The sequence below is a fragment of the Brevibacillus sp. MS2.2 genome (genome assembly GCF_013284345.1).
GTDB lineage: Bacteria > Bacillota > Bacilli > Brevibacillales > Brevibacillaceae > Brevibacillus > Brevibacillus brevis_C.
In genome coordinates, this window is the sequence record NZ_JABSUZ010000003.1 from 173,642 (window position 1) to 197,074 (window position 23,433).

Here is a 23,433-nt window from a genome sequence, read left to right on the forward strand (position 1 = left end):
CTTGTTAACGCGGAAAGGACTCATAGTTTGATGTATCTTCCACTATTCAGTTGATTTATTAGACTTTGTACACCATTTCAGCAACTGATCACTATTAACACTTTCTATGTAAAATGATTATTGTATTTATTCTCCGCTAAAGCTATTGGCCCATTCAGTGACCCTCCGGCTACTTTCTTCTTCTGACAAATCCTCAATCCGAGTCATAATAGACCATCTTACTCCAAAAGGTTCCAATATACTTCCGAATCGATCACCTGAAACACAGTTTATAACCGGCTCCCTTACTTTCGCTCCTCTTGATACCGCAAATACCTGATCAACACTCATTACGTAAATCCCTAAAGAATTGCATGCTTTGTCTTTATCTGGCGGCAAGAATAATCAATATGCCGGTTTAGCTGCTACCATCTGCAAAAAACCATTTCCAAAAATTCCGCATGAATAACCATTTTATTGCTATTTTTTCTTTTTTTCTAAAAATAAACTGTAAATTCTTTAAAGATTTGCATACCAAATGGTGACATATGTTGTTGTAATTCTTGAGATTAGCGTTTTTCTGGCTCGATGGACACGGGCCCGGACCTCATATTGTGGAATGTAAACGGATTTCTATTATGATTTAACATTTCATTATTCCCTTTAGCATTTTAATATTCTGTTGATAAACCTTTGGGGAACCCCAATTTTTGTAGTTGTTTGGTACTTTGATATCTTCGATTTGGTCTTTTTCTCGTGCAACTAAAGTTAAATCCGTTATATAGTCTATTAATTCTAAAATGTGAAATTTTGTTCCAATTGGACCATGTCCTGGAATCGCTATCTTAACATCCATAGCTCTAACCTTTTCCAAAATGTGAATCCAATTCTCAGGATTCGATTCTTCAAAAAATGTTGGATGGCAATCAACAAATAATAAATCACCCATGAATATTACTTTCTCTTCTGGAATATAGAGAACTGCATCACAAAATGAATGTCCACCACCTAATGTGAAAAGCTGTGCACTACGGTTAATTCCATGAAACGTTATGGCATCAAAAAATGTTTTTTGAGGTAAAACTAATTTCAAAGTTGGTAATGAAACTTCTAATTCGCTTAGAAAGTTTATTTGATGTTTTAACTTAGGATCATTGGATTGATTTATTTGACCTTTTAAAGAATGAATATAATTTCTTAGACCTTGTATATCATTTTTCTGCTTATCGATTCTCGCTGGATGAATATCCTTCATTTTTTCATATGTAATTTCACTTGAAATAATATTACTTTGTTTAAATGCTTGGTTACCTCGAATATGATCTCCATGCCAATGACTATTTACAACCCAGGTCACGGGTCGATTTGTTATTTTTTCTGCAATATATCTTAAATCTTCAGCAGCCTGTTGTGTGTTAAATGTATCAAAAACTATTGTTTTATCTCCTAAATCAATAAAGCCTGCATTTGCTACGGCACCACCGCCTTCTCTTGCAATTGCAACGTATATCCCTTCACTAACTTTTTCAAGACAAAAATGTTTGCTGAAAAATTCCTTATCCATTTTCCTCTCTCCTCGATTCCCTATTTTCACCAAATATTTCGACATTAAAGAAGGGATTCCTTTGACGGGGTATCGCCATCACGTTAAGATATCGGTTGTTCCCAAAAACGATAAAGACGAGCTGAACTTACATAAATAACTGTCAAGAGATAATATTTTCATTTTTGGGGCTACCTGTTCTGTAGGCATCGAGTACCACCAGCAAACGCGGATTTAACGACGTTAAGATTTCAGAAAGCAAAAACAGCCGGTTTTGTAAAGCCAGATGGAAGTTTAGGATTCAAATTAAAATCCTGCATATTGCGAATATGCTAAACGGTTTTATTCTCCTCCTCTATAGAGATAACCTCCCTTACTGCTTCTATGAAAGATAATGTCATCGTCTTATCAACTATCCAACTGTTTTTGGCGACCAGCATGTTCAGAATGAATGGTTGATTGGAAACGGTACGGCACTCGATCCTCAGAAATATTTCATTATCGTTCCAAATCTGCTGGGCAACGGATTATCTTCGTCTGCCAGTAACACGCCTCCCCCTTTCGACCGGGCTAATTTTCCGCAGGTAACCCTCTATGACAACGTTAAACTACAGCATCGGCTGGTGACCGAAAAATTCGACATCCAAAAGATCGCTCTCGGAGTAGGCTGGTCTTTATGAAAATGGATCGTGCAGCCAGGTAGCACGGATCTCTTCTGCTCGGCAGAAGATAAGTGGGAACATTTGTCTCTTGAATGAACTATCCAGCCTGATCTTACTATGAGTTCACCAGAACTTACTGGTCGAGCCCCTTCTGGTTTATTTACGAACCACTTAAAAGTTTCGCTTCAATCGTGTTTTTCTGCAACCATGGCTGAACAAACAAGAAAAGCCTTTGTATTCAAAGGCTTTTCGACCATTTCGTATGGAGCGGGTGATGGGAATCGAACCCACGCCGCAGGCTTGGGAAGCCGGAGTTCTACCATTGAACTACACCCGCACGATTTTACTACATTCCATTCCTACTGCTTCCAATTATATAGCTGTCTGAATTATTTGTCTAGATCTCCGGTCGAAGGGAGCTGTGCCACTCATACCAAAAAAGACCGCCGGGCACCATCCCCATTCGGTCTTCTCTGCTTGCTTTTCCATCAGGCATGCGCAAGTGTTTGCTGCGAAATAATTCGCCCACTCTCCATTTTCACTACCTGATCAGCAAGATGGAAGTAGCGATCGTCGTGTGTAATCGCGATGACACATTTGCCCTGTCTTTTCATTTCTGGCAGCAGGGATTCGTAAAAGAATTGACGATACTCTGGATCTTGGTCCGCTGCCCACTCGTCAAAGAGGAAAATGGGCCGGTTTCTTACCAGACTGAGCATTAAGGCAAGACGCTTACGCTGACCCGTAGACAGCTTCGTCGTGCTAAACATTCCCGTTTCATCCACTTCTACTTTGTCTGCGATGCGAAGCACCTCTAAATATTTGCTCACTTCCTCTTGCTTCGCTTGGTAATCGATTCCGTACATCTTCTCAAACAGATAAAAATCACTGAAGATCGCAGAAAAGAATTCGCAGCGTTGATCCGCACTCACTGTTTGGCCGTTCATGAAAAACTCGCCTTCATCCTGCTCGTACAATCCGGTAATCAGCTTGGCAAACGTTGACTTCCCGCTACCGTTGCCACCAACAATGAAGACGATCTCCCCTTTTTGGCAGGAGAAGTCCAGCGGCCCTACGGAAAACTCTTCGCCCTCCTTGTTTTTGTATCGAAAACGTACCTGTTCCGATGAAAACGACTCAAAGTCTTGCGCGTTCTGCACAGCCAAGCTCTCTTCTTCTCTTCTCGTTTCCACTGATAACGAATCAAGCAACGCATTCAGTCGCTGCCAGCTGATCTTGATCCGAATCAGCTCCGGTACTGCATTCAAAATACCGTGAACGGGTCCTGTCATATACAGAAAGACAAACACATAACTAATCAGCATCTCTTTTTGAAGCGAAGGGAAAAGAACCGGGAATAAAAAGGCAACCGTGCCGATTACCACTACGAATAGCAATTCCCCAATCAAATACACGTTCACAAATTTAAATTGGCCCGCTGATTTTTTATGTCGATAGTCAGAGCAGCTTCTTTCCATGTCTTCTTCAAATTCTTTTCGTTGTGCCTGCGTCAGATACAGCTCCTTGAAGCCTCCGATCATATCGGTAATATAGGAGAAAAACACATTTTGGATGTCTCTGGTTTCCTCCCATACTTTGTTTGCAAAGCGACCTGCCAGCGTATACAAGCCTACAGCCACAAAAATGATAGCCAGACAAAACAAAAATCCGTATAGATCCAGCGAGCCCAGATAAATGAAGCAAAATACGAGTGTAACCGCACTCGTCAGTGCCACAACGACACTATTGGCAAACGTACTAATCGTTTCCGTATCGTTATTTAACCCCGCATATATTTCACCGTTATCAAGTGTCTCGTACTTTTGATAAGGGGTCCGAAAGATTTTGCGGATCAGTTCCATTCTTTTTTCGTAGACGATTTCATTTGTGATCACAATCAGTCGGCTACGCATCATTTTCTCCCCGACGATATACAACAAGATACCCAGGAGAAAATACAGGAAAATGGATGCATGAAATTTGTTCGTAGAAGTGAGCGCCAGATTGATCATAAAAATAATCAACGCATTCCCAAATCCGCTGATAAGCCCCTGTATGACAATAGACGTCATGGATGTTTCTTGCGATTTCGGGAACAAACGGATGAGTGTGATGTACACATTAAATAAAGCAAGTCCAGCTACTAATGCGTACATGGCGTAAAAAATGGTGATTGGAAGCCAGACCTCGATAAACGGCCATGGTAAGCCCATAAAAAAAACATCTGGCAAATAGTATAAGGCGGCGGTTAAAACACTGCCCATGACAACGAATGCAACGAAGGATGCAAAACAAATTCGCCCCGCATTCGCGACGAGTTTTCGTTCGCCTCGATAGACTTGCACGAAAATCTGCACGATCCCCCCACTAAGTACCAACAAAAGGATACCAAGGATCACGAGAGAAATACTTGCCATACGATCCGCTTGAAGATTGGTGTCAGACACGACTACTGGCACTTCTTTGCCTAGTACGAGATTGACGGCCCCTTCCGCGATAACAAATGCGTTCAAGGTGTTTGTATTGGTCAAAACCACTGCTCCCAGCTTTTCCTCTGGGCGAAACACCATGTACGACGAGAATCCAGGGTTGTTGCCGCCGTGCGAAATTTGCCCCCCACCATCCTGATAAATCATCCAGCCTGACGCATACGAGGAACCGTCCGCCGCTGGAGGTACAGATCGGTCAGGAAGATGTGAGGCACGCACCAACTCCGTACGAAACGCAGAGGACTCCACCCCTAGCTGAATCTTCAGCCATCGTTCCATGTCGTTCAGGTTGGATACGACATAACCAGCTGGCGTGTTTCCACGATAATCAGGCGCATTATTCACTTTTGGAGAAAAGAAGCTGATTTTGTGCCCTTTTGCCATATCCCACTCGGGTGCCTGTGCCTTCATATAGGTATGGGTTAGTCCCAATTTGGCAATGACTTGTTGCTGCACATACTGCTCAAATGATACTCCGGTCACTTTTTCAACAATATAGCCAAGGACATCATAGTTAAATGTAGCGTATTCATACGCTGTCCCTGGCTTACGTGCCAGCTCTGTATGATTGAGCGCTCGAATTGTTTCTTCAATTGCATTCTCGCTAGATGAGACAGGTATGGAGCCAATGCTTTCAAACGGAATCCCACTGGTATGGTACAGCAAATCCTTGATCAGGATCGTTTCCGGTTGTCCTTTATATGTAACGGTAAACCACGGTATAAAGCTCTGAACAGGATCATCCAGAGAAAGACGTTTTTGCTCGACCAGCTGGTGCATGGCTAGCGCTGTAAAGGCTTTGGAGTTCGATCCGATTTCAAACAATGTGTCAGCAGTTATCCGTTCCTGCTTTTGGACATCGGAAAATCCAAACGATTGCTTGTAAATCGTTTTCCCCTCTTTGATGACCACAACGGCAGCACCCGGGATTTTTTCCGACTCCATGGTTTTATTGACTAGCTGTTCGATTGCTGTTGCGATTTCCGCATCCTGTCGAACGTTCGTTTCGGCGTACACAGGCATACTGCCGGAAAATACGAGAACCAGACACATCAGCAAGAATGCTAGTTTCCTTCTCGACCCATCTTTGATCTTTTGCAGAATGATCCACTCCTTTTTAGGCACTGCGTCTGTGGGAAAGACCGCACCCGCAAGTAAACGAGTACGTGTGTAATTGGGATTGGATAGAAACCGTGGCGAATCACACTCGCCACGGTTTCTTATTACGCATCGCACATATACACGGGTTTCGAGTAGAGGCGCAAGGTTTCTCTCCATTTTTTAACCAATCGCTCCCACTGTTCTCGCTCGATTTGTTCCTGTTTTAATAGGCTAATCGGAATACACAAGTTTAATAGACGCCCGTCTATTTCAAAACGAGTAACACCCGCAGGCAAAACATGCCCTTTCGATACGATACGCTCCAATTCCGCTAGACTGATTGGCGGGAACCGTATCAAGGCGGCTCCTGTTTCTGGCCATTCGAGCATCCCTGTGGGCAGACGATGCACCGGGTGGCTATAGTTGTAACTGTCCACTAATTGACGCCATAGCGTCATTCGCCACTCATCATCCTGCCGATTCTCCTTTGGATACAGGTAGAAGCGTTCTTTGTTCCCTATCTTCATTTCTGCCACAGGCGTTTCACCTAAACGCTCGGTTTCCCACCGAAACACAGAATCCTGCTCCACTGATTGCAACCATGCAGCAACTGGCACAATATGATCCCACATATCCAAGTGAAAATCCTCATGCTCCACTACCTGTACGGGGATATGTTTGCACCCAAGCGCTTGAAGAGCAAAGGTCCGATGTGCACCATCAATGATCAAATACTGACCGTTTTGCATGAGAATCGCCAGCGGAGGATGGCGCAAAATCCCTTCCTCCTCAATGATCTGTCTGGTCTTGTGTAGTCGCTTGTTTTCATGTGACTCGTGCAAACAAATACGAGATGACTCTACCAGTTTTAGATTTGCCAGCACATCGTACAAAATGGTAACCTCCAGTTAGTCTTGCAAGTGAGTTCCGATCCCCTGCGAGAGTGCTTGTTTATAATAGTAGGCAGCAATGGCGATATCAAAAATCGCCATCCCCATCGGATTAAACATGATGGGCTCATCATGTGGAAACTCTTTCATCTGGTCAAGGCAGACGATATCTGTGATGGATTTGGTATCTTCTTTTTGCAAGCCTCTCTCCAGATGCATGATCTCGATGTCCGTATTCTCCCGGCAAACTTCAGTCCAGTCGTCTACGATAATGGAGCGGGTATAGTCGAGAATTTTTGGTGTGAAATCGCGTAACGATACATTTAACAACAAGGACTGTCTTTTTGGTTGCTTGTCAATAAAACCATGCGGTGACACCGTGCACGTAATGAACACATCTGCCTCGCAGTATGCTTCTTCCCACGTTTGCGCGATAACCGTTTTCTCTTTTATCTCGGCCGGAATATGCTCCTGCTGGATACCCGCAATGTCAAAGAGAACCACCTTGGTGATCTTCTCTCCTAACATGGCTGTTACCATTTGCAGATGAAGTCTGCCAATCGGGCCAAATCCGATAATTCCGACCGTTACATTTTGCAGGGGACGTACTTGTTCGTAATGCTTGAGGAGAAGACCGGAAACGGAAGCAGTTCGGATGCCGCTGACCAGGGCCGTATTAATTGTTGCCACAGGCTTACCCGTTCTAGCTTCGTTCAGGATGGTAATCGAATGCGCGCGTTGGATACCCTCTTGAAGGTTTTTCGGGAAACTGGCAATCCACTTGATTCCCGCCATGTAGGTATCTCCGCCTACAAATGCTGGCATGGCAATAATGCGATTTGACATGTCATGGTATCGCAAATATGGTTTAATTGGCTGTGCATAATCTTCCTTTTGTAAGGAATGTACAGCATGTTCAATGACATCAATGGTTTCCTTCCAATTCTTGCCGACCTTTTCAATATCACTCGTGTTTAGATATAACATCGTACATCCCACCCTGCTTATCGTAGTAGATTTATTGGACACTGCTTAATTGCCAACGAAAGAATGCTTTTGCTGATGCAACCACTGTACCCATTCCTGGTTGTATACAGTATTGACATAGGGCATACCACCGTCTGGGCATAAAAAGACGACATTTGGCTTAACGACGTGCTGTTGATCTTTGAAGTAGTTTTCAATTGCCCAATAGGAAGTTCCAGAAGATCCTCCAGCAAAAATGCCATGCTCAGCGTATAGCTGATAGCAAGCCTTGACTGTGTCCTCCTCCGAAACATGAACGACCTCATCAATAATCGCGCCCTTGAGTATGTCAGGCCGCATGCTCGATCCAATTCCCGGGATGTAACGTTTTTGTGGTTCTTGTCCGAAAATTACCGATCCTACCGTATCGACAGCAATGATTTTTATGTCCGGAAAACGTTCCTTCAATCGCTGTGAGATTCCAGTAATCGTGCCGCCAGAGCTAACGCCGATAAAAGCGTAGTCCAATGTCTCAAAGCTGTCTGCAATCTCGGCTCCCAGTCCGAAGTAATGGGCTCGAGCGCTATCCGGATTTCCGTACTGATTGGTCCAAAACGAGTTATTCGTCTCATTCAGCAGGCGATTGACCGTTTGGATGCGCGTTAGGAGAAATCCTCCTGTCTCGTCACGATCCGTTACTTTTACGACCTCATGGGAAATTACCCTGAGCAAGTTCTCATAGACGGGATTGATATTTGGATCAATGACGGGAATAAATTTAATTCCCAGTCGCTTGCACAATGTCGCCAAAGCGATAGCAAAATTTCCCGAAGAAGACTCGATTACGGTCGTTTCCTGCGTGATCTCTCCTCTTTTGATCGCCTCCTGTAATATGTAAAAGGCCGGCCTCACTTTTACACTCCCCATGAGGTTGTTGTATTCCAGTTTGCAAAACAGATTGATGTGCTCATGCTCAAGTTTGTTTAAAGGCGTATTGCCAATCATGTGACTTATGGCCATCATTTTTGTTAGCATGTTGAGCCCTCACTCCCGATTTTTCCGGTCTTCATTCGATCGACCGTATACATCTTGCCCCTTCGATCAGGCAGATTTTGTATCCATTTTTTGCTGGATGTAACCTGCCAACGTTTTCATATCTTGAAAGTTTTCCAAATGGAGCATGTCATCATCGAATTCAATGCCAAACTCTTTTTCCACCTTTACGACCGACTTGATAAAGGTCAATGAATCAATGTACTCCGTAAGTTCTCCGCTTTCGTTCACATATTCAGAAAACAACCGGAGGAGTGTCTCGTATACTTCGTTTTCCCTTTCCATAGGAGTCCCTCCAAGTAGTAGATGCTTACACAACAACGCCAACCCGTTCCAGTAATTCTCTTGTTTTTGTGACTGCCTCAAATTCCTGCGTTTTTATGATGCTGATTTTTTGCAGAACGCGATGAACCATGTCACTGCGATTACTGTCAAAAGCCTTCAAAATCATATTGGTCGTAATTTTCCATTGATGTCCGATACTGCGATACTGCTCGGCAAGTTCACCAAAGTTTTCATACTTTTCACTGATCGCCTGCAAGACATTGGCATACATCGCTCTTGTTTGTGCCATGCTGATCAAGCTGTGGTTAAGGATATCGAGATGATCATCTGTGATCTCTACTCTGCTAGCGAGAAAAGCCTCTACGTCTTTGAGAAAAGGATCAAGGGATTTTAGCCCAACCTCGACGTTGACATCGTCGGGTAGATCCAACTCCCGCTTGATTTGACTTGTGTCGCAACGCCCCTCTAGTACGCTGAGATTGCTCGTGACGGCTTCAAGCAACTGATCTGGCGTCGGATACAGGGAATCCGAGAGTACCAATTCAAATGATCGATTGTGGAGTGGATACCATTCGCCTGTGCCCGCATCCCGATAGGAAGAGTTGCTAGCCTGTAAAAATTGCTCGATGGGCAACAGACCTTTGTACCGGTAGTAATCATCGACGATCAGAAGCTGGTTATCTTCTCTACCTGTGACAATGATGCTATGCATTTCAGGCAGGTCCTGATAATAAGGGTTGTACGGGAGTTCTGCCATATTGCAGAGGACGATTATTGGTATCTCCCGTTCCAAACGTTCTTGTATATTTGCCAAAAACAGGTCATCTTGCGGTTCAGCCCCTCCTTCTACGCGGATATTGTGAATCCACCTGAGCTCAGCGACTGTTCTCATGTATTGACCGTTTATATCTCCATAAGGAGAATCTTGCGTTTTCAGATAGATGGCACCGCACTGCTTCCAAGCTGTTTCTAAGGCGGAAAAGTTCCGGTATTTCAGAACCGTGTAGATAGAAGCGCCGATGCAATCCAGGTTCGGATGCTTGCTCGGTTGAATCTCGGTGAGTGACATGAGCACTCTCCTTCCTGTCTATCGTAATGGTAATCACATGCGACTATCGGATATCCGAGTCACATTTTCGCAAGGTAAATACTTGTTGCAGAAATTGACGAGTGAGAAACCTCAACTTGTCGACAGCAGCTTCCATGTCAGATCGCTTCAACATTTTTTCTTTATATAAGCTAAGGGCATAGCGATTCACCACGTGATTGGATATCTGCAAAATCTCCTCCGCCAGTTCGCGTACAGACTGATCCCCCTGTGGAATATACCAGTCCAATAATGTTTCCACCCACAGTTCTTTCCCGCCTAATTGAACGTAAAGCTCATTTAAATTGGCTTCTTGAAAATAGATGTCTGGCTGCTCCGTAAGTGACAGCAACAGTGTAAGCTCACGGCCAACTTGCTGTTTACTCTCGACCGCTTTTAGTAATCGCATCAACTCCTGCTCCGCGCTCTCACGCAAACTTGCTTCGTCATCTGTAACGCGATCGAGCACCATGATCAGCCGGGAATGCGGCTCTAGATTTGCATAAATCTCCTCAAGCGTTTGGTACGTTGTGGAAAATTTATCGTACTGGATTCGCTGCGCTTGCCCGCGAGTCAAATGATTGTGATTGATGATCGTATAAACCTGCTTGTCATGGTCATAACCAGTGATGACGGTGAGATGATCGGTATGTTCCTTCTGGTATTGCGGCGTATAAAAGGTGTAGTACTCGTCAAACGCAACCATTACGGGCTTGCCTTGATCCAATTGGAGAATGATCGACTCATGCAATTCATCCAGACGAGCGACAGGCACAAGTTTGACCCGATAGCCAAATTTGTATAGCATCTCCTCATCCGATAAATAACCCATAACCTCAGCATGTTCCCGATACGAATAGGGGTACCCCTCAGCATCAAGCTGATAGCTGCGTTTCAACCCGAGAAAAAGCTTAAAATACGGAATCAGATGGGCATCCTGCTCCTCCATTAATAAAGCGAGGCCGCGATCATAACAATTCCATTGACGCCAGGATAAATGACTGACATCGGCATACGAGCTGCGTTTGATTTGCGCGCCGCCATGCCATGATTTTGCGTTTCGTTGTTGAACCGTTTGGACTGTAGTAGCAGCTGCCTCTGCTTTCGCAACCTGCTCTACTTCATACCCAGCCGTATCAAGATAGGCAGCAAAATCGGAAATCGTCAAATAGGTAAGCAGGTCTTCTACCTCTACTTCTCGGTTCATCCGCTTGGAGATTTCGCTGATCATGCGAATCGCGATGATTGAGTCCCCACCCAGCTCGTAAAAATTGTCATGGACACCTACTTCTTCAAGCCCCAGAACATATCCCCAAATGTGAGCCAGCTCTTGCTCCAAAACGGTGTACGTATCATGTTTTCTCCCACGTACCACCACGTTTGGCAGCTTCGCTTCTCCAGATTTTTGCGGTGCAACATGGTCTTTTTCTCTCCCGGCATCCTTGTCAAGAGAATGAAGAGAAGAGATGTCCAGCCAACAACGCTTCCGCTCAAACGGATAGACAGGAAGGTGCACGCGGCGCGGCTTTTTGAACGTGTACATGACACTCCAGCGTACATCTGCTCCACTCACATACAATTCGCCGAGCTCTTTTAGATCAGATAACTCGTTGCTTTGAGCCAATAAAAGCTTTTGCAAAAGTTCATTGGCCGCCTTATTCAATGCTTGTTGTTCTGCCTCAGTCACGATCCCAGGCTCTCTGTCTGCTTTTTCCTGCGAGATAACCTTGTGCCAGCCAAAGAAAATATCTGGTTCAGAAAGTGTTGTCCAGTCGCTCACGCACAACCTGGAGATTTTTGCGGCAAAATCGTCCATGTCCCTGCAAATAAGCAGCAAGCGGTAGCCATAGTGACTACGACCCGTATTTGCCGTAAAACTGAGACTTTCCAATGTCGGCAGTTCCTCCACAGGCTTGCTGGTCCACTTCTGAAAACGGAGCAACAGGTTGAGCAAGCTCGCCTCGCTTTTAGCGGATAAAGCGATAGCCTGAACACCTTCGTCTTGCTTGGGAGACTGTATGAATGGCGCTTCCTCTACTACGAGGTGCACATTGGTTCCACTCATCCCAAACGAACTGACACCAGCCCGTCGCACGCTTTGCTCTGGTTCCCACTCGGTCAATGTGTCGTGGATGTAAATGGGAGATTGTTCAAAAGGAATCATCCGATTCGCCCGCTGAAAGTGTAAATGCGGAGGGATCTGCTTTTGTTTCAGAGACAGAATCACCTTGAAAAGACCAGCCATCCCCGCTACGTGGTCGGTGTGACCGATGTTCGTTTTTACGGAGCCGATCCCGCAAAATTGGCGGCGGTTTGTGTATCGGCGAAACGCTCTCTCCAGTCCGTCCATCTCCATCGGATCGCCCAGCTTGGTGCCTATGCTGTGCACCTCGATATAGGAAAGGGTCTCGGGGTCAATTTGCGCGTCTTTCCATGCCTGCTGAATCACCTCGGCTTGTGCCAATGAATTAGGTGCGGTAAGCCCGAAAGAATGTCCGTCTTGATTGGCGGCACTTCCCTTGATCACGGCATAAATCGAATCCCCATCCGCCAGTGCCTTTGTCAACGGCTTCAGGAAAACGGCGCCAACGCCTTCACCAACACCCGTACCGTCTGAATCATTGTCAAAAGGTCTGGTACGACCAGATTGCGATAAAATTCCCAAATCATTGCTCCCATCTTGTAAAGACAGCAAGATGAGCTTGACACCCCCGGCCAGCGCCATCTCACATTCTCCTCGACGAATCGCTTGGCATGCCAGATGAACAGCCATCAGCGACGAGGAGCAGGAAGTATCCACAAGCATGCTCGGACCTTTGAGATCCAACAGGTAGGAGACACGAGAAGCGATCACCGATTTCATATTGCCAATGATCGAGGTTGACATTGCCTCTGGTTCCAGCTCTCGAATCATTCGTCTATACTCTTCACCAAAATCACTGCTAAACCCCAGATATACACCTGTACGGCTGCCCACGAGCATTGTTCCACCATATCCGGCGTCCTCAATCGCCTCCCAGCATGTCAGCAAAAATAAGCGCTGGTTTGGGTCCATTTGGCTGGCTTCCTTAGGAGAAAGACCGAAGAGCTGCGGATCGAATTTATCAATTTCATTCAGGTAGGCAGCTTCTCGAAATTGAATTTGCTCCATCGTCAACCCTTTGGCGAGTAACAATGGAATCAAATCGTTCTGGCGCTCTTTAGGTAGCTCTCTCACACAATCTTGACCAGCTTGCAACAGACGCCAAAAGTCTGCCGGGTTTTCTGCGCTTCCGAATCGGCAAGCAGCACCAATCACTGCAATATCGTGGTGATTGGGTTTGCTGCCTGTTGAATGAGCATCCGTCTGCTGTTTATTCAGTTTGACTCGGTTCAGTCCTAATGGCTTGCTCACTGCATTCTTCCTCCTTGAGTCCTCTGCTCACCTGGTTCGGCTTAACTTGCTTGCCATTCCTTGCCGATCTCAGGGAATCGCTGTTGCAAGTCTGGTTTGCTAGTCAGCTGTTCAAAGCGCATGACTTGTTCCGTGTCAGGAGCTTTTTTTGTTTGCAAGATCAAACGAAGCAGAGAAACAGCTTCGCGTATATCCCCATAGCCCCCCTCTTTTTCTCCTTGTTCCAGCTGTTGCCTTAGTTGTTGAAGAGCTTGATAAGGAGCGATCACCCCTTGCTGGTACGCCTCTTCATCGAGACCGCGGTTTTTCGTGCAAACAGCAATCGTCATGCAAGAATCGACGAATTGGGCAATTGTTGCTTGATTACGCGCTTTGGCATCCTGAAGCTCTTGCTGATAACGATTGATCTCCCCCTGCTTGTCAAAGGCATAGGCGCGAAGGGGATATCTTTTGGCCAAATTTGTCAGCACATTTTTGGGACCAACCTCAATTACGGTATTCGCTCCCTGTTTTACCAAGTAATCCATCGTGGATTGCCAGCGAACAGGGCTTGTTGTCTGGGCTGTGAGCAAATCGACAAGTTGATCAGCATGGACATATGGTTGTGCTGTCACATTGGAAATCACAGGCCATTTGGGATCGCAATACGTGTATCGCTTCAATTCCTCATTTAATTGTTCCGCGGCTTGCACCATGAGAGGCGAATGGAAAGGCGCACTCACCTTGAGGCTGACAACGGAAGTCGAGCCATGCTGCTTGCACGCTTCTTCTGCTAGCCTCACCGCATGTGCATGTCCGGAAATGACAATCTGATCAGCGGAATTATGGTTGGCGACCACGACGATCGCATCGTCACGAGAATGTTCCCGACAAATCTCCTCGACAAGTTGAGCATTCAACCCGAAGATTGCTGACATGGCACCGACACCCTGCGGCGTGGCCGCCTGCATGAACTGACCTCGCCGATAGACAAGGCGGACAGCATCTGCAAACTGGATAGCACCGGCGCAAGTCAGGGCCGTAAACTCACCCAGACTGTGACCCGCCACCCACTTCGGTTCGATGTTCATTTCCTGTGAATAAACGCGGAAGGCTGCGACACTTGCCGTCAGGATTGCAGGCTGTGCGTGCTCTGTTTTGGTCAATTCTTGTACATCCCCTGCAAAACAAAGTGTTTGCAGGTTAAATCCAAGCGCATCACTTGCTTCTTCAAAGGTGCGAGCGGCAATGGGATGGGCCTCACATAATGCTTGGCCCATTCCAACATATTGCGAACCTTGTCCCGGGAATAAGAGTGCGATTTTGTCCATTTTTGATCACCCTTCTCTACGTCATGTATTCATTCACTAGCATCCTGAGCAATTGCTGGTAATCCAGCGTCATCTCCGTGACTTTTTCTGCCCGGAGGCAATCAGGGTCAAATGCACACACGATATCAATCACGTCTTTTCCTTCCTTGATCCAGAAGGTAAGCTCATGTTCATGGTATATGAACGATACATCTGTAAACTCATTGACACTGCCGAAGAATGGAATAATCGTTCCGCCGTTGCGATCCGTCCGTAATTTTTTTAGCCACAATGTGGCCTCTCCCGTCATGTTTTCGATGAACTGTCGTTTCTGCTGCACCTGCTTGAATAGGTCGAAGAAGGTGTTGACCTCTGACATGTTCACCCGGAATGGATAGGCCTTCGTCTGCAGCTCCTTGTCGACAGCCACTTCCATATAAAGATCCTGCTGTCCTGTCAATTCCGACATGAGGTACAGGTACATCGAAAGCAGAACGTCTCTAACCGCCACAGCCTCCATTTGACTGACCTGCTGCACATTTTCAAACAGATCATCAGTAAGTGAGAATTGGACCCAGTTTGCGTCCGCATTCCCTTCTCCACTAGCCCCATACTGAGGCGGCAACTCGATCAGCGAGACACGATCCAGCTCCTTCAACCAATAAGCGGTCGTATCGATTTCCTCTTGTTCATCTGTTACATCTAAAGCGGTGTTCTTCAAAAAGTTGGTTAGACCAGACAGCGTAGGATGGGCGAACAAATCGGCAATACGAACCCGTCCAGGGTAAAGCTGTTCAAGCTTGGCATGAACTTGCACCAGTAAAAGCGAATTACCGCCTATGTGGAAGAAGTTATCCTGCATACCGACCGTTTCACGTTTAAGCATTTCCCGCCAAATGCCCGCCACCTGTTCTTCCAGTCTGGTAGCCGGGGCTTGATATTCAGTGTGCTTGTCTTGGAGAGCATCAGGCTCTGGCAATGATTTGCGATCCAGTTTTCCATTTGGTGTCAGGGGCCACATACTCATATGCGTATAAAAATTCGGAATCATGTAATCAGGTAAACTTTTGCTCAGCATGGCTCGTAATTCATCACTGTCCAACGCTTGCTTTGCCATATAATACGCAGACAGGTAAGGATTACTGGCGGTATCTCGCACACTGACCACCGCTTCCGTAATATCCGGATGCTGAGAAAGGGCACTTTCAATCTCACCCAATTCGATTCGATAACCGCGTACTTTGCACTGAAAATCGGATCGTCCCACATATTCAATCCGCCCATCCGGCAGCCATCTCGCGAGATCACCTGTTTTGTACATACGTTGACCAGGTTTAAACGGATTAGGGATATAGCGCTCAGCCGTCAGTGTTGGCTGACCGAAGTAGCCTCTCGTTACCGCATCCCCTGCAATGTAAAGATCGCCAGTGATCTTCATCGGCTGCACTTGCAGATGCTCATCGAGGATATAGACTTGTGTGTTGGGCAACGGCGCGCCAATCGTTACTTCCTCCGCGTCGGTCAAGTCCTGCACCGTAGACCAGATCGTTGTTTCAGTCGGTCCGTACAGATTGTAAAGTCTCGCCTTGGTCTGGGTGCGAATCCGTTGGAACAAAGAAGATGAAAGGGCTTCTCCTCCAAGCAGGATCGCTTTCAGGCAGTCAAGGGCGTGCAAGTTGCTCTTCTCTTCCAGCATGAGCTGTAGACGGGATGGAGTCAGTTGAAGGAACGTGATTTCTTCCTGCAAAATCAACTCCTTGAGCACCTGCGGGTCTGCTTGCTGCTGTTCGGTTGCAATGACCACGGTCATCCCTTTCGTCAGCGGTACAATCGTTTCAAGCAGAAAAATATCAAACGAAATCGTCGTCACAGCCAGCATTTTATCTGCGCTGGCAAAATCGATGTGTTCCCCGATCCCTGAGCAGAAGCTAATCAAATTGCCGTGCTCAACCATAACGCCTTTAGGCTTGCCTGTAGAACCCGATGTGTAAATAACATAGGCGAGATCGCCAGGTGCAGCCTGTGACGGAAGATTGGAGTCGTCTTCCATCTCCATCCGGGGATCGTTTACGTCTACTCGGACAACACTTCCCCACTGCTTTTCTGCCAGAGAATCGTGGGTTAAGACGAGGCGAGTCATGCTGTTTTCCAAAACGTAAGAGGTACGTTCTTCTGGATAGTGCGGATCAATCGGGACAAACGCAGCTCCAGCTTTCAAGATCGCCAAGAGTCCAACCATCATTTCCACAGAGCGATTCGTCAAAAGGCCAACGCATGTATCCGCAGTGACGCCGTGTTGCTTGATCAAACGGGCTACTTGGTTTGCTCGCTGATTTAATTCCGCATAAGTAACTTTCTCATCTCCGCATGATACAGCTAACGCGTTCGGTTGAGTTTCCGCTACTTCTTCAAAGAGCTGGACGACTGTTTTTTCACGAGAGTATTCCAAACTCGTGTCATTCCATTGCTCCATCAGCAGCAAGCGTTCTTGTGCTGCCAGCATGGACATTTTGCCGATTAACTGTTGCGGATCTTCCACCATCTCCTCCAGAATCTTCTGGAAGTGTGTGGACATCGACGCGATCGTTTCTTTGCTGAACAGCTTGTTGCTGTATTCGATATCGACAATCAGGCGCTGTTCTCGCTCAATGATGTCAAAGGTCAGATCAAACTGGGCAGAGCGCTGTTCAAATGGATATGGAGAGAGCGTTAGCCCATTCGCACTCATGCTTCCCTTCGCGTCACCGGTATTTTGCAAAATGAACATCACATCAAACAGTGGGTTACGCGCCGTATCTTTTGGCAGCGTCAGGCGATCCACCAGCGTTTCGAATGGATAATCGGCATGAGAGAGCGCCGCCAGTGCCCGTTCCTTTACTTCCTGAAGGAAATCGGCCACGGTTCGATCGCTTCGCGGGAAGTTTCTCATCGCCAATGTGTTCAGAAAGACACCCACAATGTTTTCCAGGTCTGCATGATGACGGCCAGCCACTGGCGATCCAATGATAATGTCTTCTTCGCCAGCGTATTTCGACAGCAGAATGGTGAGCGCTCCCAGTAGCGTCATGTACAAGGTTGAACCATTGTTTTTTGCCAGTGCCAGTATCTTCTCTGTCATCTCTTGAGGAATCTCAAAGGTCAGGACTTCTCCCTCGAAGCTCTGAACGGACGGTCGAGGATGATCCGTAGGCAGATTAAGCACAGGAAGTTCTCCATCCAGCTCTTTTAGCCAGAATTTCTCCTGAGCGGCCAATACCCCATTGCCTAGCTGCTCTGTTTGCCACACGCTGTAGTCTTTATATTGAATCCGCAGCTTGGGTAACTCGAGTCCCTGATACAATTGGAAGAACTCACGGATCAAAATATTGATGGACACACCATCGGAAACAATGTGATGCATGTCGAACAGCAACAAATGTTTGGTAACATCGATGCGAATGAGCATACCGCGAACAAGCGGCGCTTTTGACAAGTCGAATGGTTGAATAAATTGTTCGACCGTTCTTTTGGCCTCGTTCTCGTCGACTTCACTATACGCCAACGTAAAATCTACGCTCGGGTGAACGGTTTGCATCAAAACTCCATCCACGATGGAAAATGAGGTACGCAACGACTCATGACGCTGCACCAGCGAGACAAATGCACGTTCGAAAGCCTCTCTGTCCAACTCTCCTTCAAGCATCATGATTGTAGGGATGTTGTAGGCAACTGCCCCCTCCTGCATTTGTTCCAGCACATAAATTCTTTGCTGAGATGAGGTGGCGGGGTAAGCTTCCCGATGCTCTGCTACAGGGATCGCTGACACAGCTGTTTCTTCATTCGGAGCCATCAATATAGCCAATTGACGGATCGTCGGTGTTTGAAATAGGTCGGTGATCGTCATCTCTTTTTGCATTTGCTTGGAGACACGGGAAACGATACCAATTGCCAAAAGAGAATCGCCACCCAGCCTGAAAAAGTCGTCGTCGATGCTTAATTCGGTGTAGCCCAACACATCGGACCAAATCTGGCCTAAAGCTTGCTCCAACAAAGTGTAGCGATCGCCTTCCTCCCTGCCAGACAAAACAACTCGGTTTTGCATGGTCACTGAGGATGGTGTTTCGCGTTCTTTATGAGACTTTCCGCTTGCAAAGATCGTATCTCCGAGCTTTACTTTCAGAGACGGTGCCCATTCCTTCAGTACTTGCAAATCAAATTGTCCAATGATCAGGTGTTCAGTTTGGCAAGACAGCGATGCATCAAAAGCTTGTATTGCTCCATCCATCGGCATGTAACCGATAAAACCAGGACCTGTTATGCCTTCAAACGCATACCAGTTCAACGCTATCGTTGGTTTTCCCGATCGACTGCGGGCTGCACTATAGGCATCCAGGAAGCAGTTGGAGGAGACATAGTCACTTCCAGTCGCTCCACCCCAAATCGAAGCAAGTGATGAAAAGATCACAAAGAAATCCAAATGCTCCGGTTCAGCTATCTGATCGAGTATGACTGTGCCAGCCATTTTCGCTTTCAAGCCATTTTGAAAATCGGAAAACTTCTTCGTCTGAATCGTCTCGAAGGTGATATGCGCCGCGGATTGGATAATGCCGTTGATCGGTCCGTAACGGGCACGGACTTGCGCGGAAATATCCTCCATCTGCTGACGGTTGGACACGTCAGCTGCGTAGCAGACTACCTGCGCTCCCATTTCCTCTAGCTCAAGCAGATTTCTCAGCTTTCGTGCCTCAGTAGCACTGCAGTCTGGATGCTGTAAACGCTCTTGCCACTCGTGGTTTGGTGGAAGTGGAGAACGATTAATCAGCACGAGCGTCACATTTTTTTGAGCGGCCAGATGCTTACTAAATGCCAGTCCCAGTTTGCCTGTCCCTCCGGCGATCAAGTAAACGCCATTTTCGCGTATCTCTACAGGCCGTTTCGGAATTTTATCGATATCGCAGCGATTCATTTCTGGTACGAAGCGATTTCCTCTATAGGCAACCAATGTGTCATCCCGATTGCAGCGAATTTCCGCTAGAAGCTGACCAGCCAACTGCGATGTTGAAAGCCCCTCTGTTGCGAGATCCAGGCTAAAGCACTGCATTTTTGGATTTTCCTGCGGAATAACCTTAGCAAGACCGAATAAGGGAGCTTTTTCTGGAAATACAGGTCCGTTCTCATCTACTGCTTGTGCGTAGTTCGAAACGATTCGTAAATCAAGCACCTGCTTCAGATCCAGCTCAAGCAACGTTTGTGTCAAATGAAACAGGCTATAAACTCCCAGATGTTGCGCTGATTCAAGGGCTTCTAGCTGTCCGAGATCACTCCGCTTTTGGGAGCCCGAGGTCAAGCTCCATAAGTGAATAATCCCAGTCAGCTTTTCCTTTTTGTCCCCGAGTCTCTCGAACACACGCCGCAGATCTGCCGGCTGGCTGGGATCTAGGATGAACTCGTGGGAAGAGACGGTGGCAAAAGCCTCACCGCTGCGAAGTCTGATCACTTCATGTCCGTCCGATGACATCGCGTCAGCCAGTGCTTCTCCTACACCACCTTCATCTTGAAACACCAGCCAGATTCCTGGACGCTGGGTCGGATGATTCGTTGTCAGCTCTTTTGTTTGCCAATGGATCTGGTAGGTCCACTCCCGATACTCTTGTGGCGTATACGCTGAATGTCCGATCAATAACGCTGAATCAGACAGATCACCCAGCGCTGTTGGCGACGGATAAATGGCAACCGATTGATAGTTCGTATCTCGAAGCGCCTTTTCCCAACGTAAAGCATCCATCAGCCTATTTTGCGGTCGCAGATCGGTGTCTTCGTGCTGCCACCAGTCTGCGGCAAGCCCCCCGATCACATTTGCCGTTGAACGATTTTTCACGAGCTCGATCGCAAACAGCACGCCTTGCTCTGCAAGCAACTGATGTAAAATCGATAAGGATGCCCGAACATCCTTCGTCCTGTGTATAGCGTTATTAGCAATGATCACATCGTATGCGTGTAGATCGAAGCCTTGTTCGCCTGGTGCCAGCTCCATGTTGAACGGACGGAACTGCACAAACGGGTACACTTCTTGGAACTCTTTTTCTGCCTCTGCCAGAGACGATTGCGCACCATCCGTAAACAGATAGGTGACATCCTGTTTCTCAATCTTCGGCAGCAATAAGCGAGTAAGTTTGCTGGAACCGCCTCCGAGCTCCAAAATGCGAACGGGACGTCTAAACGAATGGATATATTGGGCAATTGTTTCCACTGCCATAAGTCCAGCAGGGTTTCTTAGAGTAATGCGATCCGCATACGACTTATACAGGTCGGAAGTACCCTCGTTCGTCACGAGTACGTCCTGCCCCGTCATGCTCGTTGAGTAGTGGGCAAAACACTCTTTCAATTGAGAGAACGTATCATGCTCATTCGGATAGCGATCCAGACAATCCTGATAAAACGCTTCCGCTTCAAGACCCTCTGCATGTGCAGATAGACGGTATGTTCCTTCAACGTGTTCAACCAAAGAGGCCTTAACGACAAGCTCAAGAATCAATTGGAATATATGTTCATTTTTTCCATCGACCCTTACAGCTTCACGCAATTCTTCCAGCGTATACAGTTGTTCCTGCTTGTGTAACACACCTAGTTGCTTGTAGCATTCAAGCAATGACAGGCCGGAATAAAAAGTCTCATCCTCTTCCAAACCAGCTTGCTTTTGGACATTCACCTGATTCAGTAACATTTCCCCAAAGGTAAAGAAGGTGGAAGCAATTTTATGAACATCAACTGTTTCGTCCTCATGAGCCGCCTCAGATGCTACAGTAGCGGACCGCTCAACCATGTCCTGTACGGGTTGATCCGATTGCACCCAGTGACGGTTTTTGGCAAAGGAATAGGTTGGCAAGGGTACCTTTTTCCATTTGACTGGACGGTAGTATTCTAGCCAATTGATAGGTACCCCTCGCACGTACTGTTTTGCCATTTCTACAGGGTCAGAGCTGTCTATTTGCATACTGATCGGCAATGCACTTTCCCCACGGGAATTCAGTACCCCGTAGAATACCTGGTTTCCATCAACAAGCGGAGCACCGTCCTCCATCCGTTCTCCCGTGCACAGGCGATGGATCTTCTGAAAAAAGTCCTCTTTGCTATTGATAATGAAGGCAAGGCGATACCGATAGTGTCCGCGCCCCATATTGGCAGTAGCGCACATATCCAAAAGGGAATGCTCCGAAGGCCCTGATAAAAATGCATGGTATTTCTCGAGTAAATCCCATAGTGACTCATTTGTTTTGGCAGATAACGTAATGAGGTAATCGCCGGATTCTGAAACGGCTGTTGCCTCGCGCCCAGGAGGCTCTTCCAATATGACGTGGGCGTTTGTCCCGCTCAGGCCAAATGCACTTACCCCGGCTCTCCTCACAGGTTGGTCCGCCTCTACATCCCAAGCCTTTAGTACATCATTTATATAAACAGGTGAATCGATAAAAGGAATTAAGGTATTCGGCCGCTTCACATGCAGCGTCGGCGGAATCTGGCGATGCTTCATCATCAGAGCCGTCTTGATGATTCCAGCCACACCTGATGCTGCTATCGTGTGCCCAATGTTACTTTTGACCGAGCCTATTGCGCAAAACTGCTTACGTTTTGAAACTTTCTGAAAGGCATGCATGATCCCCTCAATCTCAACAGGATCGCCCAGTCTTGTCCCTGTTCCATGTGCCTCGATATAGGAGATGCTCTCTGGATTGATACGCGCCCGCTCCCATGTTGTTCGCAGCAAAGCAGACTGGGAAATCGCATTGGGCGCTGTAATACTGGTTGAACGGCCATCACAATTGACCGCAGTGCTTTTGATCACGGCATGGATATAGTCGTTGTCCTTGACTGCTTGATCGTATGACTTCAAAAGAACAGCGCCAAGACCTTCTCCCCATGCTGTTCCATCCGCAAAGTCATCAAAAGCTTTGGTTTTGCGATCGACAGAAACGATGCCAAAGTCCGTATCTTGTTGAATCGGAAACAGGGAAAGATTAACTCCACCTACGAGAGCCATTCGACAATCGTTGTTTCCAATGGCCTGACATGCTTGGTGCAGAGCGACCAAGGAGGAAGAGCAAGATGTATTAATCAGTTGGCTCGGACCTGACAGATTCAGCAAATAAGAAATTCGTGAAGCGATAATTGCTGCAACGTTGCCAGCCAGCGAAGACGAATCAACGTTTTTCAACACACGCTGGTACTGTGATTCATTGTCACAATACCCCAGAAATACGCCTGTAGGAGAACCGCTGATCATCTTCTCGCTATACCCGGCATGTTCAAATGTTTCCCATGCCAACTCGAGAAACATCCGCTGATAAGGGTCCATGGTTCGAGCCTCTGCAGGTGATATCTCGAAAAACGCATGATCAAATAAATCCACGTGATCGAGATACCCCATCCGCTCATACTTGAAATCTGTGTCGTTAAAAAATTCTCTCGCTACCCTCTCGACATCTGGACGCCTTGTAGCAGGGATATCACTGATTGAATCGTGCCCCTGTTTCAAATTTTTCCAGTATTCTTCGAGGCTGCTGGCTCCGGGAAAACGACAAGCCATACCGATGATCGCGAAATCTTGGCGTGTATTTACGTTGGCCGAGGACAGTTCCTTCAGCAAAGGGAGTGCTTCCTTCTCTTGCAGACGATGAGCAGCCACTTGCTCCAAGATGTATTTTTTTAGCAAACTCAT

Annotated in this window: 10 protein-coding genes, 1 tRNA gene and 2 pseudogenes; 1 reads left to right on the plus strand and 12 read right to left on the minus strand. The window is 46.8% G+C overall.

The annotated features are described in order from the left end of the window. Positions 1–126: 126 nt before the first annotated feature. A pseudogene (locus HP568_RS29615) lies at positions 127–467 on the minus strand (VOC family protein); the annotation flags it as partial. Positions 468–622: 155 nt separating this feature from the next. Then, the gene (locus HP568_RS03920) at positions 623–1,543 is read right to left on the minus strand and encodes an MBL fold metallo-hydrolase (RefSeq protein ID WP_173628388.1); all 921 of its coding nucleotides are present in this window, start codon (positions 1,541–1,543) and stop codon (positions 623–625) included. 383 nt (positions 1,544–1,926) lie between these two features. Here HP568_RS03920 and HP568_RS29620 point away from each other — a divergent pair. Next, positions 1,927–2,199, plus strand: a pseudogene (locus HP568_RS29620) (hypothetical protein); the annotation flags it as partial. Between the two features lie 248 nt (positions 2,200–2,447). On the opposite strand, the gene HP568_RS03925 reads toward HP568_RS29620, so the two are convergent. The 10 genes from HP568_RS03925 to edeI all read right to left on the minus strand — a co-directional run bounded on the left by HP568_RS03925 (position 2,448) and on the right by edeI (position 23,433). Further along, positions 2,448–2,521, minus strand: a tRNA-Gly gene (locus HP568_RS03925). Positions 2,522–2,672: 151 nt separating this feature from the next. Beyond that, the gene (edeA, locus tag HP568_RS03930; RefSeq protein ID WP_173628435.1) at positions 2,673–5,732 is read right to left on the minus strand and encodes a cyclic peptide edeine export ABC transporter EdeA; all 3,060 of its coding nucleotides are present in this window, start codon (positions 5,730–5,732) and stop codon (positions 2,673–2,675) included. A gap of 164 nt (positions 5,733–5,896) precedes the next feature. Continuing rightward, the gene (locus HP568_RS03935) at positions 5,897–6,658 is read right to left on the minus strand and encodes a ParB N-terminal domain-containing protein (protein WP_309142203.1); all 762 of its coding nucleotides are present in this window, start codon (positions 6,656–6,658) and stop codon (positions 5,897–5,899) included. Positions 6,659–6,682: 24 nt separating this feature from the next. After that, positions 6,683–7,651 carry a 2,3-diaminopropionate biosynthesis protein SbnB gene (sbnB, locus tag HP568_RS03940; protein ID WP_048033239.1) on the minus strand — a complete coding sequence of 323 codons (969 nt, stop codon included), beginning with the start codon at positions 7,649–7,651 and terminating at the stop codon, positions 6,683–6,685. 45 nt (positions 7,652–7,696) lie between these two features. Next, positions 7,697–8,665: a 2,3-diaminopropionate biosynthesis protein SbnA gene (sbnA, locus tag HP568_RS03945; RefSeq protein WP_173628390.1), complete on the minus strand. Its 969-nt coding sequence runs from the start codon at positions 8,663–8,665 to the stop codon at positions 7,697–7,699. A 66-nt stretch (positions 8,666–8,731) separates the two neighbouring features. After that, the gene (locus HP568_RS03950) at positions 8,732–8,968 is read right to left on the minus strand and encodes a phosphopantetheine-binding protein (protein WP_048033241.1); all 237 of its coding nucleotides are present in this window, start codon (positions 8,966–8,968) and stop codon (positions 8,732–8,734) included. Positions 8,969–8,993: 25 nt separating this feature from the next. After that, positions 8,994–10,037, minus strand: a complete 1,044-nt coding sequence (locus HP568_RS03955; protein WP_173628391.1) for a BtrH N-terminal domain-containing protein — start codon at positions 10,035–10,037, stop codon at positions 8,994–8,996. A 43-nt stretch (positions 10,038–10,080) separates the two neighbouring features. Then, positions 10,081–13,449, minus strand: coding sequence for a beta-ketoacyl synthase N-terminal-like domain-containing protein (locus tag HP568_RS03960; RefSeq protein ID WP_173628392.1), 3,369 nt, complete (start codon positions 13,447–13,449; stop codon positions 10,081–10,083). Between the two features lie 41 nt (positions 13,450–13,490). After that, the gene (gene fabD / locus HP568_RS03965; protein WP_048033244.1) at positions 13,491–14,759 is read right to left on the minus strand and encodes an ACP S-malonyltransferase; all 1,269 of its coding nucleotides are present in this window, start codon (positions 14,757–14,759) and stop codon (positions 13,491–13,493) included. Positions 14,760–14,775: 16 nt separating this feature from the next. Beyond that, complete coding sequence (edeI, locus tag HP568_RS03970; RefSeq protein ID WP_173628393.1) at positions 14,776–23,433, minus strand: edeine biosynthesis hybrid PKS-NRPS EdeI; 8,658 nt, start codon at positions 23,431–23,433, stop codon at positions 14,776–14,778.

Bases quoted from the DNA above. Each gene is read 5' to 3' on its own strand.
- HP568_RS03920 (WP_173628388.1), bottom strand. From the start codon at position 1,543: ATGGATAAGGAATTTTTCAGCAAACATTTTTGTCTTGAAAAAGTTAGT.
- sbnB (WP_048033239.1), bottom strand. From the start codon at position 7,651: ATGTTATATCTAAACACGAGTGATATTGAAAAGGTCGGCAAGAATTGG.
- sbnA (WP_173628390.1), bottom strand. From the start codon at position 8,665: ATGCTAACAAAAATGATGGCCATAAGTCACATGATTGGCAATACGCCT.
- HP568_RS03950 (WP_048033241.1), bottom strand. From the start codon at position 8,968: ATGGAAAGGGAAAACGAAGTATACGAGACACTCCTCCGGTTGTTTTCT.
- HP568_RS03955 (WP_173628391.1), bottom strand. From the start codon at position 10,037: ATGTCACTCACCGAGATTCAACCGAGCAAGCATCCGAACCTGGATTGC.
- fabD (WP_048033244.1), bottom strand. From the start codon at position 14,759: ATGGACAAAATCGCACTCTTATTCCCGGGACAAGGTTCGCAATATGTT.
- edeI (WP_173628393.1), bottom strand. From the start codon at position 23,433: ATGAGTTTGCTAAAAAAATACATCTTGGAGCAAGTGGCTGCTCATCGT.